At 65.9% G+C, this 14,858-nt stretch carries 9 protein-coding genes; 2 read left to right on the forward strand and 7 right to left on the reverse strand.

Annotated elements, in window-relative coordinates; translation table 11 throughout:
- Positions 1–75 precede the first annotated feature (75 nt).
- A complete protein-coding gene (locus DM806_RS11825; RefSeq protein WP_179043398.1) occupies positions 76–972 on the reverse strand; it encodes a LysR family transcriptional regulator in 897 nt (298 codons plus the stop codon).
- 147 nt (positions 973–1,119) lie between these two features.
- Here DM806_RS11825 and DM806_RS11830 point away from each other — a divergent pair, with 147 nt between their 5' ends.
- Complete coding sequence (locus tag DM806_RS11830) at positions 1,120–4,068, forward strand: TonB-dependent receptor (RefSeq protein WP_179043399.1); 2,949 nt, start codon at positions 1,120–1,122, stop codon at positions 4,066–4,068.
- 146 nt (positions 4,069–4,214) lie between these two features.
- Here DM806_RS11830 and DM806_RS11835 read toward each other — a convergent pair whose 3' ends face one another.
- A complete protein-coding gene (locus tag DM806_RS11835; RefSeq protein WP_256869263.1) occupies positions 4,215–7,610 on the reverse strand; it encodes an acyl-[ACP]--phospholipid O-acyltransferase in 3,396 nt (1,131 codons plus the stop codon).
- A 50-nt stretch (positions 7,611–7,660) separates the two neighbouring features.
- Positions 7,661–10,612 carry a DUF2339 domain-containing protein gene (locus tag DM806_RS11840; protein WP_256869265.1) on the reverse strand — a complete coding sequence of 984 codons (2,952 nt, stop codon included), beginning with the start codon at positions 10,610–10,612 and terminating at the stop codon, positions 7,661–7,663.
- Positions 10,613–10,716: 104 nt separating this feature from the next.
- Between DM806_RS11840 and DM806_RS11845 the strand changes: the two genes are divergently transcribed.
- Positions 10,717–11,322, forward strand: coding sequence for a TetR/AcrR family transcriptional regulator (locus tag DM806_RS11845; RefSeq protein ID WP_179043400.1), 606 nt, complete (start codon positions 10,717–10,719; stop codon positions 11,320–11,322).
- A 1-nt stretch (position 11,323) separates the two neighbouring features.
- On the opposite strand, the gene DM806_RS11850 is transcribed toward DM806_RS11845, so the two are convergent.
- The 4 genes from DM806_RS11850 to DM806_RS11865 form a co-directional block, all read right to left on the reverse strand.
- Complete coding sequence (locus DM806_RS11850) at positions 11,324–12,025, reverse strand: YoaK family protein (RefSeq protein ID WP_179043401.1); 702 nt, start codon at positions 12,023–12,025, stop codon at positions 11,324–11,326.
- A 102-nt stretch (positions 12,026–12,127) separates the two neighbouring features.
- Positions 12,128–13,486 (reverse strand): alginate export family protein, encoded by a 1,359-nt coding sequence (locus DM806_RS11855; RefSeq protein ID WP_179043402.1) that lies wholly within the window; start codon positions 13,484–13,486, stop codon positions 12,128–12,130.
- Positions 13,479–13,901, reverse strand: coding sequence for a DoxX family protein (locus tag DM806_RS11860; protein WP_179043403.1), 423 nt, complete (start codon positions 13,899–13,901; stop codon positions 13,479–13,481). Before DM806_RS11860 ends, DM806_RS11855 begins: the two co-directional genes overlap by 8 nt.
- Before the next feature lie 5 nt (positions 13,902–13,906).
- Positions 13,907–14,809 carry a VOC family protein gene (locus DM806_RS11865; RefSeq protein WP_179043404.1) on the reverse strand — a complete coding sequence of 301 codons (903 nt, stop codon included), beginning with the start codon at positions 14,807–14,809 and terminating at the stop codon, positions 13,907–13,909.
- Positions 14,810–14,858: the final 49 nt, after the last annotated feature.

The following is a 14,858-nucleotide window of genomic DNA, read 5'->3' on the forward strand; positions in this document are numbered from 1 at the left end:
GCTCTCCCGAAAGCTCTTGTCGGGATGCTTATGCGCCGTCTTTGCACCAAAGAAAAATAATGATTTTTGGGAACGTCATAGGGTGGAACTATGGATTAGCGCCTCTAGCAGCGCCTCTCCCAGGCGGGACAGGCGGCCGCCGGCTATGCGACGAATGCCAACGCTGCGAGGGAAGCCGGATTCGCGGATATTGATCGCGCGCAGCACGCCGATCGACAGTTCGGCCGATGCGACCTTCATCGGCAATATGGTGACACGGCTGCTGCCGCGCACGATCGCCTTGGTGCTGAGCAGGGAATCGCAGCGTATCGCATCCTGGGGCACGGGCACGTCGGCGGCCATGAACAGGGCGTCGATCTGGCGACGAAAGGCGCCGCTCGCTTCGGGCAGCACCCAGCGCATCGCCCCCATGTCGCGCAACGACAGTTCGGCGGGCAGATGATCGTTGCGACGCCCCACGATCAGCGCGAAGGGATCGCGCGAGAAGGTCATTTCCTCCAGATCGTCGGGCGGCGACTCGATCCCGGTGGTGACGAAGGCCAGCTCGATCTCGCCCGCGCGGAGCATGGCGGCGAGGTCATGGTCCGCCCGCTCGACGACGTGCAGGGTGAAGCGACCCACCCGATCCTCCAGCCGCCGCACCGCGTCGGGCAGCAGGCTGACGAGCGCGCCGGGCGTGCCGCCGACCCGCAGCGGCCCGGTCACGCCCTTGCGCGCGAGCTGCATTTCCTCTTCCGCCTCGCGCAGGACGGAGTCGATCGTTTCGGCGCGGCGCAGCAATATCTCGCCCTCGGCGGTCAGGCTGATGCCGGTGCGGGACCGTTCGAACAGGGTCGCGCCGACCGACTGTTCCAGCTGTGCGATCGCATTGGAGACGGATGGCTGGGATATGTTGAGCAGCCGGGCGCCGCCGCTGATGGAATTGGCCCGGCACACGGCCAGGAACATCCGAAGGGCGCGAGGATCGATCATCGCCTGTGCATCGCAGAGGGCGAGCCGATAGACAATGATCGCGTTTCATCCGCCTGACCGCTCCATTCGTCTCCCGTTACGGGGGAGAAAGGATCAAACCCCCGCCCAACCCGTTGGATGTTTCCGATAAATGTCCGAGGGGATAGAATGAGGGGTTTCCGAACGGCCTATCTGGCCGCCACACCGTGGCTGCTGGGCACGGCCATCTGCACCAGCTTCGCGCTGATCGCGCCAGCCGCGGCGCAGACCACGACGGGGGCCATCCGTGGCACGGTGTCGAGCGACGGCAAGCCCGTCGCGGGCGGCGAGGTCAATGCGCGCAATCTGGCGACCGGGGCCACCCGCCGCGCCGCAATCGGCGCAGGCGGGCGCTACGCCTTGTCCGGGCTTCAGCCGGGCAGCTACGAAATCGATTACAAGACATCGGATGGCGCATCCACCCGCCAGCAGGTGACGATCGGCGTCGGGCAGGTCGCGACCCTCAACGCGCAGATCCAAACGGCCGCCACCCCTTCCGAAACCCAGTCGGCGACCTCCTCCAGCAGCAATATCGTCGTCACCGCCGCGCAGCTGGTCGAAACGCGCACGTCGGAAATCGCGACCAACATATCCACCCGCCAGATCGAGAATCTGCCCCAGTCGAGCCGCAACTTCCTGAACTTCGCCGACCTCGCGCCGGGCGTGCGCTCCAGCAACAGCGAGACGCGCAAGACCTTCTCATCCGGCGGCGTCAGCCAAAGCCCCAATGGCGAAAGCCTGGCCGCGCCGCAGGTCAACGTCTTCATCGACGGCGTGAGCCTGAAGAGCAACGTCCAGCAGGGCGGCCTGGTCGGGCAGGACAGCAGCCGGGGCAATCCCTTCCCTCAGGCAGCGGTGCAGGAATTCCGCGTCCTGTCCTCCAATTTCAAGGCGGAATATGAGGATGCGGGCACATCCGTCATCACCGCCATCACCAAGTCGGGTGGCAATGACTTTCATGGCGAAGCGTTCGGCTTCTATCAGGACGCCGGATTGCGCGCGAAGGACTATTTCCAGAAGAAGAACGACCTTGCCGAACCCGCCTACAAGCGCAAGCAATATGGTGCGTCGCTGGGCGGGCCGATCATCAAGGACAAACTGTTCTTCTTCGCCGCCTATGAAGGCAATGACGAGGATCGCGCCCAGAATGTCCTGATCGGTCAGGCCGACCCGGCCAATCTGGCGCGTTTCGGCCAGTATCAGGGCAGTTTCCTCAGCCCCTTTCGCGAGGATCTGGGCTTTGCGAAGCTCAGCTGGCAGGCGAGCGACAGCGACCGCATCGAACTGGCGGGCAGCATCCGCAAGGAAAAGGATATTGCCGGGTTCGGCGGGCAGCTCGCCTATGACGGCGCGTCGGTCAACCGCAACAAGGTCTATACCGGCAATCTGCGCTGGACCCATGACAAGGGCGATTTCCTGAACGAGGCCAGCGTGGACTGGCTCTATTATGGATTCACCCCCTCGCCGCTCAATCCCGACATGGTCGGGCAGGATTATGAGGGCGTGATCCGGCTGGGCGGCGGATCGACGGCGCAGAAGGTGGTGCAGAAGGGGCTGACCTTCCGCGACGCCGCGACCTTTTCCAATGTCGATTTCCTGGGCGGCAGCCATGTCATCAAGGTCGGGGCCAAGCTGTCCTTGCAGGATTATCAGGTCACGAACCGGCTGAACTTCAACCCCGTCTTCAACTATCGCATCAGCGCGTCGCAGGGGCTGGACTACAGCTTCCCGGCCGAAGCGCGGCTGGGCGCCGGCGATCCCACGGTGCGCGCGAAGAATACCCAGATCGGCCTGTTCGTGCAGGATGACTGGGAAGTGGACGATCATCTGACCGTCAACCTCGGCCTGCGCTGGGATTATGAAACCAACGCCAAGAACAACGGTTACGAAACCTCGCCCGCCGCGATCGAGGCCTTGCGGTCGCTGGAGACGCAGCTGGCCGGGCAGCCGGGCAATAATTTCCGCGCCGACGATTACATCTCCACCGGCAACAACCGGAAACCCTATTGGAAGGCGTTCCAGCCGCGCGTCGGCCTGTCCTACGACATCAAGGGCGACCAGAGCACCGTGCTGTTCGCGGGCTATGGCCGCTATTATGACCGCACCCTGTTCCGCAATGCGGCGGAGGAAGCCCTGCTCGACCAATATGAGGTGCGGACTTTCTTCTTTTCCCGTGACGGGCAACCGCGCAACGGCCAGCCGACGATCCAGTGGAACGACGCTTATCTCAGCCGCGACGGATTGCAGGGGTTGATCGATTCCGGCGTCGCACCCAATGGCGAGTTGCGCGTCATCCGCAACGACACGCGCCCGCCCAGCACCGACCAGTTCAGCGTCGGCATAAGGCAGAAGATCGGCGTGGTGCGCACTTCGCTCAGCTACACCCATATCAAGGCGAAGGATCAGGTCGGCTACACGCCGCTCAACCGCAGCACGACGCCCAACGCCAATGGTTTCTACGACACGATCGTGGTGCCCGGCTATGGCAATGTCGTGGGCCTCACACAGGCGCGGGCGAGCAAATATGACGGCATCTTCCTGACCATCGACAAGCCCTACAGCAAATCCAGCCCCTGGTCGCTGAACCTGGCCTATACCATGGCCTTCTCAAAGGAACGGGGCTATTCGTTCAACTTCGATTTCCCGCGCGTCGAGGAACAGCCCTATCGACCCAATGCGGGCAATGAACGGCATCGCGTCGTGCTGTCGGGCATGGTCGACCTGCCATGGGGCATACAGGCGTCGAGCCTGATGCAATGGGGATCGGGCCAGCCCTATCAGGTGATCGACCAGAGCGCAGGCGAAGGCGTCAACCAGATCATCGCAAACACCGGCAAAACCAAGGATTTCCGACAGGTCGACCTGCGCCTGACCAAGACGGTGGCGCTGGGCGGCGGCAAGGAAATCCAGCTGATCGCCGAAGCCTTCAACATCTTCAACCGCGCCAATTTCGGCGGCTATGACGGGTTCATCCCCTATCCGGTGAACGACCCCGACGGCAATCCGAACTTCGGCACGCCCAACAGCCTGGCAGGGCCGCCGCGCAGCTTCCAGTTCGGGGCGCGGTTCCGGTTTTAAAGGCAAATATTCAACTTACCTCCGTTCATTTCGAGCGTAGTCGAGAAACGAGGCAGAGCCAAGTTCAGCGTAGCAAAACGCGAGCGTAGCGCTATCCGCTTCTCGACTTCGCTCGAAGCGAACCGATCACGGTAAGGGTCACGTATTCAAACGCCCGCCAGCGCGTTCATCGCGACATAGTCGAGCTTGCCCGTGCCCAGCACCGGGAGCACGTCCAGTTCGCGAATGTCGCGCGGGATGGCAAGTTCGGTCACGCCGTTGGCGCGGCCCCAGGCCTGAAGGTCGCCCGCCTTCGCCCCCTTGCGCGTAGTGAACAGCACCAGTTGTTCGCCCTTGCGCGCGTCGGGGCGGGTGACGACGGCATGGTCCGCATCGGGCCAGAGCGCGGCGGCATAGCCCTCCACCGCGGGCAGCGAGACCATCTCGCCGCCGATCTTGGCGAAACGCTTGGCGCGGCCACGGATGGTGACGAAGCCTTCGGCGTCGATGGTGACGATGTCGCCGCTGTCGTGCCAGCCTTGCTCCGGCGGTTGCAGCACGCCCGGCGCATCGGCCTTCATATAGCCCGCCATGATGTTGGGACCGCGGATCGACAGGCGGCCGCCTTCGGTGATGCCGGGCACGTCGTCCAGCCTGGCCTCGACCCCCGGCAGCAGGCGGCCGACGGTGCCGGCGCGAAAATGCATTGGCGTGTTCACCGCGATCACCGGCCCGGCCTCGGTCGCGCCATAGCCTTCCAGAATGCGCAGGCCGAACTTGTCGGCATAGGCCTTGCGCGTTTCGTCGCGCACCCGCTCCGCACCCGCGAAGATGTAGCGCAGCGAATAGAAGTCGTAAGTGTGCGCCATGCGGGCATAGCCCGACAGGAAGGTGTCGGTGCCGAACAGGATCGTCGCATTGCTGTCATAGGCGAGCGCGGGGACGATCCGGTAGTGCAGCGGGCTGGGATAGAGCAGGGTCTTCACCCCATGCAGGATCGGCAGCAGCGTGCCGCCGGTCAGGCCGAAGCTGTGGAAGACAGGCAGCGCGTTCAGCACCATGTCCGAACTGTTGAAATCGATCCGCGCGGCAAGCTGACGACAGTTGGACAGGAGGTTGCGATGGGTCAGCACCACGCCCTTGGGCAGGCCTTCCGATCCGCTGGTGAAGAGGATGACGGCGGGCGCGTCGGGGGTGATGCGTAGCCGGCGGTGGCTGTAGCCGGCGAAGCGGCCGGCGATCAGCGCGCGCAATTTGGCGCCGGTGCCGATGGCTGCGCCGATATCCTCCAGCCAGAGGATGGTCAGCCCTTCGGCTTGGAGCGCGGCGACGATGTCGCCCAGCTTCGCCTGGTCGACGAAGGCGCGGGCGGTGACGATGGTGCGGATCTGCGCGGCGGTGCAGGCCGCCTTCAGATTGGTGAGGCCGGCCGTATAGTTGAGCATCGCCGGCACCCGGCCATGCGCCTGAAGCGCGAAGAAGGTCGCGACCACGGCGGATACATTGGGCATCAGTAGGCCGACCGCCTCCCCCTGACGGCTCGCCGCCGCCAAGGGACGGCCGAGCGCCAGGCTACCGACCACCAGCCGGTTGTAGCTTATCGGCTCGCGCTTGATATCCTCCACCACCGGTGCCTTGCCGCCATGGATGTGGCGCGCTTCCAGCAGGGCCTCGAACAAGGTTTCTTCGGTGCGCGAAGTGGCGAAGATCATTTCGCTCATTTCATCATAGAGGCGGCGGCCGGCAATGGCGCGACGGGCGCGGGCGGTCATTTCGCCCTCGATGCTGAAGCGGCGGGGCGGCAGCACGGTCAGCCTGATCTTCGGGAAGCTGCGCAGCCGCACTTTGCCGCGCAGGCGGGAGAAGGGCGTATATTGCGCGCGGTCGATGCGGACGGGGATGATCGGCGCGTCGGCCTTGTCGGCGACCATGCCGGGACCGTCGAATATCTTCATCAGTGCGCCGGTGACGGTGATGCGGCCTTCGGGGAAGATGACCAGAGTCCGTCCTTCGCGCACGGCCTTCACCATCGCCTTGGCCGCCATCGGGTTGGTCGGGTCGACCGGAAAGGCGTCGAACAGGGGCAGGAAGGGCTTCACCCACCAGGCCTGCGCGATCCGGGTATGGACCGCGAAGGTCGGCTTGCCCGGCAGGAAGGCGGCGAGCAGCAGCCCGTCGAGGAAGGAGACATGATTGACCACGACCACGGCGGGCGTGCCGGCGCGGGGCATATTTTCTTCGCCCGACAGCTCGATCCGGTAGAGCAGGCGCAATGTGCCGCGCACGATCGCCTTGATGACGGTTTCGGGCAGCAGCCAGCAGGAGATAAGCGCGATCGTCAGCGTCGCAAAGCCCATCGCGCCGATCACGCCGGGGACGCTTTCGCCGCGCGCCAGCATCAGCGTGACGACCAGAACGACGGCGACACTGACGGCGGCATTCAGGATATTGTTGGCGGCGATAGTGCGTGAGCGTTCCTCGCGCGGGGCGTGCGTCTGAAGGATCGCGTAGAGCGGCACGATGAACATGCCGCCGGCAAAGGCGATGCCGAACAGGTCAAAAAGTATGCGCCAGCTTCCGGGCGTGTCGACGAAGGCGGCAATGTTCGCGTCGGTGGTCACGGGGACATAGGCGCTGGTGGAGAGCCAGAGGTCGACCATGAAGCCAGCCAGCGCCAACGCCGAGATCGGCACGAAGCGGGCGGAGACTTCGCCGCCGAGCAGACGGTTGACCAGAAGCGATCCCAGCGCGACGCTAAGCGAAAAGACCAGCAAAAACAGGGTCGCGACTTCCTGTTTTGCCTGCAGCACGCCGCTCACCAGCGGCGCGAACTGGGCGAGAAGGACAGCGCCCACGGCGAAGAACCAGCTGATCCCCAATATGGATAGCCAGACGCCCCGGCCATGGCGGGCGGCCTTCAATATCTGCCATGTGCTGCGGAAGATATTGGGGTCGATGCGCAGCCCCTGCGCCACCGGCGGGGCCGACGGGACGGCAAGGCTGGTCAGGAAACCGAGCAACGCGATGCCGACGGCGACAAGGCCGGCGGTCTGCGCATCGATCACACCCGCGAGCAGCTGGCCGCTGAGGATCGCGAGGAAGGTGCCGGCCTCGATCAGGCCGGTGCCGCCCATCATCTCCTGAGGGTGGAGATGCTGTGGCAGGATCGAGAATTTGACCGGGCCGAAGATGGTCGAATGCAACCCCATGAAAAAGAGGCAGGCGAGCAGCAGCGGCACCGATTCCAGCCAGAAGCCGAGCAGCGCCGTCGTCATGATGATAATTTCGGCCGCCTTTACCGCGCGCACCAGCTTCGCCTTGTCCCAGGCGTCGGCAATTTGTCCCGCCAGCGCCGAGAAAAGGAAATAGGGCAGGATGAACAGGCCCGTCGCGATCGTCGCCAGCAGTCCCGCCTTGTCCGGCTCGGCGCGGAACAGGACGAAATTGGCGAGGAACAGCAGCGCGAATTTCAGCAGATTGTCGTTGAACGCCCCCAGGAACTGGACGACGAACAAAGGCGCGAAACGACGTTTGCCAAGCAGCGACAGATCAGGTGCGGACATGAACGATACCCCCTGGGTGAGAGCAATAGGCAGCAAGTATAGACGGGTCGTTAATCGGCGTCGGCCCGCAAATGACGGCTGTAGAGCCAGCCTATGCCGATCAGGCTGAAGCCCAGCGCCAGGAAGGAGGCGATGCGCAGCAATCCGGTCAGGCCCGATGCGTCGAGCAGGAACACCTTGGCCACGGCCGCCAGCATCAGCAGCAGCGACGCGATGCGCCAGTCGCGCCCGCCCTGGCGGATACCCCAGAGCAGGAAGCCGATGGCAAGCGCGATGGCGAGCACCGAGCGGCCGATATCCTCCCCGGCGGACAGATGCGGCAGGTTCAGCAGCGCTCCTTCGAAAAGCTGGCGCAGCATGGCGAAGGCGAGGAGCAGGATCAGGACCATGCGCGCGCCGTCCATCGGCCGGGCGAAGCGCGCGGCGAGATCGGGCGCGATCCGGCTCGCCAGCGCCAGTCCGGCAAGCGGCAGGGCGAAGGCCGGGACGACCAGGCTGAGCAACGGCAGGCCGCCCACCATCTGGCTCGCCCAGAGCGGATCATGGAGCAGCAGCGTATAGACGATATTATGCGCCAGCGCCGCGCCGACGAACGCCAATGCGACGGTCTTCCGACCGGCATAACGCGCCGTCGCCCACCCGGCGCCGAGCAGCAGCGCTTCCCACAGCGTGCGTTCGGCAAGGCCGTTGCGCACGAAGTCGACGCTGTCGGCGATGCCGAACAGCTGCTTGTAAAGGATATGCGTGGCGACCGCGCCCAGCAGCAGCGTCGCGCCACAGGCGATGGCATGGGCGAGCGGGCCGATGGCGCCCTTGCCGCGGATCAGCGCGAACGCGACCAGGGCGGCGGGCAAGGCGAGGCGGCGGAGCATCTCACCCATGCCTGGCAGCGCGCCCGCCAGCATCGGTTCGCCGAGCAACGACAGAAGCGCATGGCCGCTCCAGATCAGCAGAGGTTGCGCGGCCCAGAGCAGGACGAGGAGCAGCATGGCGCCAAGCGCAGGCAGCAGCCGCTGCGCGGGCAGGCGGCGCGCGGCTTCGGCCAGCAATGGCAGGCTGAGCGCGGCGATCGGCGCGAGCCAGATCATGGGCGCGACCTGTGCAACCACACCATAGACGACCAACGCGGCGGCGGCCTGCGCGACGAGACGGCCTTCCGCGAAGCGCGCGCGCCAGGCGTAGAGCGACGCGACCATGGCGACCGCACCCCAGCGGAGCAGCGCGGACAGCGGCGTGACGCTCGCCCCCTCTCCAGCCAGCAGATCCAGTTCCGCCAGACCGCGATCACCCGACACGAGCAGGGCCAGCGACAGGAAGGCAAAGGCCCAGCCGCTCCATTCGACGCGCCGGTCATCGGCGCGTTCGGCCAGCAGCAGCAGGCCGGCCGCCACGAGCGCGACGATCACCGGCAAGGTCCAGAGGAGCAGGCCGAAAAGACCGGCGGCCACCAGCAGGACGGCGGCGCTGGTCGCCAGCAGGGCGAAGCGGGCATCGTCGCGCCGGGTCGGGTTGCGCCAGCCGAGCAGCATGGCCAGGGCGGGCATCGCAGCTGCGGCGAGCGCGATCATAGCGAATTGCAGATCGTCGGCCGAGGTACCGCGATGGAAATGCAGCGCGCCGACGACAAGGCCGCCCAACGCCACCGCCGCGACCTGCCCGGCTTCGATCAGGCTGCCGTCCAGACGCCACAGCCGCCACAGCGCTGCGCCGCCATAGATGGCCGCCGTGGCGAGGATGACGAGCGTGAAGGACAGGACGGCAGGCGACGGCCAGGCGCCGGCCAGCAGCAGCGCGACGGCCAACCCAACGGGCACCAGACGGCGCAACGTGGGTTCCCGGCCGCTCAGCCAGAGGAAGGCGATCGACAGCAGGCCGAACAGCGCCCAGTGCAGCAGCGCGAAGCCGCCGGTCGCAATCAGCGCCGCCATCTGCGCCGATGCGACGATCGCCGAAATCGCCCGCAACAGCGTCGCCCGGCTGCCCGAGAAGGCGAGCAGCGGGAAACCGATGCCGATCGCCAGGATCAGCAGCCCGACCGACAGCGACGCCGCAAGATCGAGCGCGCCCGTCAGGATCAGCAGGCTGCCCCAGCCCGCGCCGCCAACCAGCGCGCCGACGCCCAGCCACATCCAGCGCTGGGTGCGCGATAGGGCGCACAGGCCGCCGATGGTCAGCGCAAGGTAGCAGGAAAGCAGCGGGACATTCGGCTCGGTCGATCCCGCCAGCGCCGGCGCGGCCAGACCGCCGACCAGCCCCAGCAGGGCGCTGGGCGCACCAAAGCGCAGCGACAGGCCCATGGCCAGCGCCGTGACGGCGGCAAGGCCGATAAAGGCGGTCGCCGGGCCGACCAGATGATAGAGATTGGCCGCCGCCAGGATCACGGCATAGAGGGTGGCGATACCCGCGCCGGCGAGCGACTGGCGCACGCGCGGATCGCGCAGCCTGCCTTCCTGCCGCAGGGCGACTTCCGCGCCGGCGATCAGGCCGCCGCCGAAGAGCAGGCCGATCAGCACGCGGACGACCGGGGAGAGCAGACCGGAATCGATCGAATATTTGACCAGCAGCACGCCGGCCACCGCGAGCGTGATGCCGCCCGCCCAGATCGGCAGGCGACGGCCGAACAATTCCTCGAACGCGATGCCCTGTTGGGGAATGGCTGCAATCTCGCCCTCGACGACCTGTTGCGGCCGGGGCGCCGACGGGATGGGCGTTTCCGCTTCCGGTTCCGGTTTGGGCCCTGCTTCGGGTTCAGATTCAGGCCGGGCCTGGATTTCGGGGGCCGCCGTCAGGACGATATCAGGTGGCGGCGCGCGCCGCACGACGGTGGCGGCCCGATAGGATGGCGCGGCCGCTTTTTCCGGCTCGGCCCCGACTGGCTGCGGCCCCTGCGATTGCGATCCTGTCGCTTCGAGATGAAGGATGCGCCCCTCCAGCAACTGTAGGCGTCGGCGTGTGTCGAACAGCACGGCACCCAGCAGAATCACAAGCAACGCAACCAGCATGATTCACCTTCCGCTCACTCTCGCTCATCCTCTGATAGAATTTAATTGAACGCTGATCAATTAAAATATTAGACAGTGATCAATTAAATTTCTAGGGGTCGGTCATGGGCAGGAGATCGGACCATAGCCGCGCCGAGCTGGAGGCGCTGATCCTGGCGGAAGGCCATCGCCTGATGGCGGATGTCGGCTTCGCCCGCTTTTCCGCACGCGAAGTCGCCAAGCGCATCGGCTATGCCGTTGGCACGCTCTACAATGTGTTCGGCAGCTACGACATGCTCTTGGCCGCGATCAACACGCGGACCTTCGAGCTATGGGCAGCGCATCTGGAGGACAGGCTAGCCGCGCCATCCGCCGAACGGATCGCCGCGCTGGTCGAGGGCTATTTCAGCTTTGCCGCCGACAATATGAATCTGTGGACGGCCATCTACGATCATCGGCTGCCGCTGGATATGGCCATGCCCGAGGCGCTGGTGACGCGACGGGCGGCGCTGACGGAGGTCGTCGTGCGCGAAGTCGCGGCGATCCTGCCGCCCGAAACGAAGGACCGCGCGCCCCGGCTGGCGCGATCGCTGGTCGCAACCGTGCACGGCCATTGCACCTTCGCGCTGAACGGCAGCTTCGCCCTGCTCGGGGAGACGGCGCCACTGGAGATGGCGATCGCCCGCGTCAGGGAATCGCTCATCGCGGCGGGCGCGACGATCGCGGACTGAGTCAGCCGGCGACTATCTGGCGCGCTTCGGGGTGCAGCATGCAGGCGAGCGTTCCGGCCAGCACCAGCGCCCCGGCCAGGATCAGCGGCAGGACCAGGCCGCCATGCAGGACCATCCATGCGCCGATCCCTGCGCCCAGGAAGATGGCGGCGACGCTGCCGATGCGGCGGGCGAGATTGGGGTTGCTGCCGCCCGCCATGGTCGAATCTGCGGCGAGGCCGGTCAGCGTCAGAGTCAGCACGGTGGTGGTCAGGTCGGGCACCTTGAGCTGGCGGATGGTGGCGTTGCGGAACCCCATGGCAAGGCCCGTCAGGGCGATGATCGCGTAGAGCGCCGCGCCGGGCGACTGGCTGGCCATGTCGAAGCCGGTCGCGACACCGGCCGCGATCCAGAGCAGAGCCGCCTCCACCAGGGCTGCGACGAGCAGCCAGCGGCGCAGCGGCAACCCCGCATGGCCCTTCCCCACCCGCCCGGCGACCAGCGCGCCGATCAGGAAGGCGGCGATCGCGGCAAGATAGGACGCGGCATGGAAGCCCGGCGTGCCGACGGCGGCAAAGCCCAGGAAGACGATATTGCCGGTCATGTTGGCGGTGAACACCTTGCCCAGCCCCAGCACGCTGATCGCGTCGACGAGACCTGTGGTCACGGACAGGAGCAGCAGGAGCCAGGGTAGTGGCGAGGTCAGAGCTTTGGGGACGGTCATGGCGATCTTCCTGTGTCAGTTGCCCGTGCAGACTAGAATCGGCTCGAATATCGAAATAGCCGAATAAAGTTGGCCTCTTTGTTCGATTATATGGAAAACTCGTCAGAAGCGGAAATTGCTCTCCAGCCCCAGCATGGTGATCGTCTTCGCCGGACCGGTATCGCGAATGAAGGCACCCGGCGCGAAGGCGGAGAAAGACGTCGATATCTCCCATTCGGGCGTGGCTTGCCAGGCGATCGTCACCTCCGCCCCCTTGCCGATGCAGCGGGCGTCGCTGCCGCCAGCCGCACGGACCAGATTGCCGGGGATATCATAGACGCCGTCGCCCTTGCTGGCGCGCCAATAGGCCATGGCGGCAAGGCTGGCGGACAGGCCGCCGCCCAGCGTGCCGCTGACGCGCGGGTTCAGGCTGATGATGTTGGTCGGACCGACGGGCGACAATTCGCCGAAATATTTGCCCTTGGGAAAAAGCGCGTTGAAGGTGCCGATCCGATCGTCGCCGGCGCGCCTGTCGCCGCTGACGATGTTGAAGCGCAGCGTCGCGTCGGGTGCCCATGGTAAGCTGGGAAAGCTGTGGCCGACTTCGCTGCCGATCGTCCAGGCGGCGATGCGCCGGCCTTCGAAATGGCCGAACTGGTAGACGCCCTCGACATTCCAGTGCCAGTCGTCGCGAACGCCATGCGACCGGAGGCCAAGGCTGTGGCGCACTTCCCTGCCATCCAGACCGCCGAAGTGGGCGGCACTATTGCGATAGCCCAGATAATAAAGGTCGAGTTCGGGCAGCGCGGCATAGGCGCCCCAGAGAGCTTTGCTATCCGACGTGGCGTCGTCGAAACTGCCGGGTCCGGGCTGCACCGGCTTTACCGCGAGCAGGCTGACCGTCGCCCTGCCAACCCTGACATCGGCGCGCGCGCCATCGAAGGCGAGCGGCACATTGGGACCATAGCGGGTGCCGATCAGCCGCTCGGTCCCGAGCGAGAGCATCTGCCGCCCGGCGCGCAGGGTGACGGGGCCAAGATCGACCTCGCCAAAGGCCTGGAGCAAATCGACCCGCGTCTGGTCGATCGGGCTGGCGGAGGGTGCGACGCCGACGGCATAAGCGGCGATCGGCTGGACGAAGGCGCGCGCTTTTCCGATATGGAGGTCGGCATAGGGCATGGCGCGCAGCCAGAGATAGGAGTCGTCCGGCGCATCCGCCCCGCCCCAGAGATTGTCGTCATAGCTCTCACTTCGGGCGCGCAGTTCGATGCCGGTGGACAGCCAGGCGCCCTCGCCGAGCGGGATATATTTGAACGGGCCGGTCCAGTGATGCGCGCGCTTTCCGGCATCGGCGAGGTCGGACCAGTCCTCGTCATAGCGGGTGATGCTGAGCGTCGGCGCCTGCCACGCCTCACGCTGCTGGGCAGCGGCCGGCACCGGCAGCGCCAGCAGCGCGAGGCAAGGCAGGAGGCGTTCACGCATCGGCCTGCTTCCGGTCCGCGATCATGGCCACAAGGATGAAGCCGCCGATCAGGCCGATATGCTCGAAAAAGGCATTGGTCGCCATGAAGCGCTCCTGCCCGGCCGGCATCGTCCAGAAGGCGTTGGCGGTGAAGGCGGCCAGCAGGGTGAAAACGCCCAGCATCCCGGCGCCCAGCCAGACCAGCCGGCCGGTCAGGATCAGCAGCGGGCCGATCAGTTCGAGCGCGATGGTCAGCGCCGCCCAGAAGGCGGGCGGACTCATGCCAAAATGCGCCTGCTCGGCGACGGTGCCTTGCCAGTCGGTCAGCTTGACGAGTCCGCCCAATATATAGGCGCTGGTCAGCAACAGCCGGGCGAGGAACCATGTGGGCCGCCATGCAAGAATGGCGGAAACGAAGCGGGGGCTATGGGTCATCTCGCTTACTCCCCGACGACGCTATGAATTTCGGCGATATAGCCGCCGGGGAAGCGGACGATCGCCGACTGGCGGCTGCCCTCTTCATGGGCTGGCACCAGCGTCTCGACACCCGCCGCCTTGGCCTTCTCCAGCGCGGCGCGCAGGTCCGCGACGGCGTAGCCGGTCATGTCGCGGCCATAGGGCCAGGGCAGCTGCCCGTCCGAGACGATGACGCTCATCCTGCCATAGCCCGACGTCAGCCGGATGCGGCGGTAGGTCTTGCCCGGCTGGCCGATCTCCTCGCCCGGCGCGGCCTTGTCGTCCGACGTCACCCGGGCATGGGCGAAGCCGGTCCATTGCTTGACGAACAGATCGGCCGCATCGGCGGTCAGGTAGATGCGGTTTTCCGGCACGGTCGTAAGGGCGGGATAGTTGGGCCTGGTCGTATGCCAGTAAAGCTGCATGTTCACGCCGCCCGCCCATTGCACGACCACGTCACGGCCGATCGGATCGGGAAAGCTGGTGATGAGGCGGGTCGCGCCATGCTTCACGGCCGATGCGACTGCCGCGTCCATGTCGCTCACCAGATAGCCGGTCCGCTCCGCGCCGAAGGGATAGGGAATGGGCGTCAGGAAGCCGAAGACGGAGATGGTGCCCGCGGGTGTCAGGGCGAGTTGCGACTTTGTCTGGCTGGCGGTGGGCGTCACCTGGAACACACCCTGTTTGCTGGCCGTGCCGCCGAAGGTCGCAGTGAAGCTGGCGATGAAGCGGTCGAAATCCTCCGGCGCGACATAGACATGGGTGGTGTCATATTGCGGGCCGACGGCATAGTCGGCGCTGGCGGCGGCGGGCGCGGCTTTGGCAGCCGCGGGGGCAGGACTGATGGCGACCAGGGCAGTCGCCATCATCAGGGTGATATGCTTCATGTTATTGGCTCCGGTTGGAGAGGATCAACCCTCTCGGTCGATGTTGCCG

This window comes from Sphingobium lactosutens, assembly GCF_013393185.1.
Lineage (GTDB): Bacteria > Pseudomonadota > Alphaproteobacteria > Sphingomonadales > Sphingomonadaceae > Sphingobium > Sphingobium lactosutens_A.

Excerpts from the sequence above, each read along its gene's own strand:
- DM806_RS11835 (WP_256869263.1), bottom strand. The coding sequence starts at position 7,610 with ATGTCCGCACCTGATCTGTCGCTGCTTGGCAAACGTCGTTTCGCGCCT.
- DM806_RS11855 (WP_179043402.1), bottom strand. The coding sequence starts at position 13,486 with ATGCGTGAACGCCTCCTGCCTTGCCTCGCGCTGCTGGCGCTGCCGGTG.
- DM806_RS11865 (WP_179043404.1), bottom strand. The coding sequence starts at position 14,809 with ATGAAGCATATCACCCTGATGATGGCGACTGCCCTGGTCGCCATCAGT.
- DM806_RS11840 (WP_256869265.1), bottom strand. The coding sequence starts at position 10,612 with ATGCTGGTTGCGTTGCTTGTGATTCTGCTGGGTGCCGTGCTGTTCGAC.
- DM806_RS11860 (WP_179043403.1), bottom strand. The coding sequence starts at position 13,901 with ATGACCCATAGCCCCCGCTTCGTTTCCGCCATTCTTGCATGGCGGCCC.
- DM806_RS11845 (WP_179043400.1), top strand. The coding sequence starts at position 10,717 with ATGGGCAGGAGATCGGACCATAGCCGCGCCGAGCTGGAGGCGCTGATC.
- DM806_RS11825 (WP_179043398.1), bottom strand. The coding sequence starts at position 972 with ATGATCGATCCTCGCGCCCTTCGGATGTTCCTGGCCGTGTGCCGGGCC.
- DM806_RS11830 (WP_179043399.1), top strand. The coding sequence starts at position 1,120 with ATGAGGGGTTTCCGAACGGCCTATCTGGCCGCCACACCGTGGCTGCTG.
- DM806_RS11850 (WP_179043401.1), bottom strand. The coding sequence starts at position 12,025 with ATGACCGTCCCCAAAGCTCTGACCTCGCCACTACCCTGGCTCCTGCTG.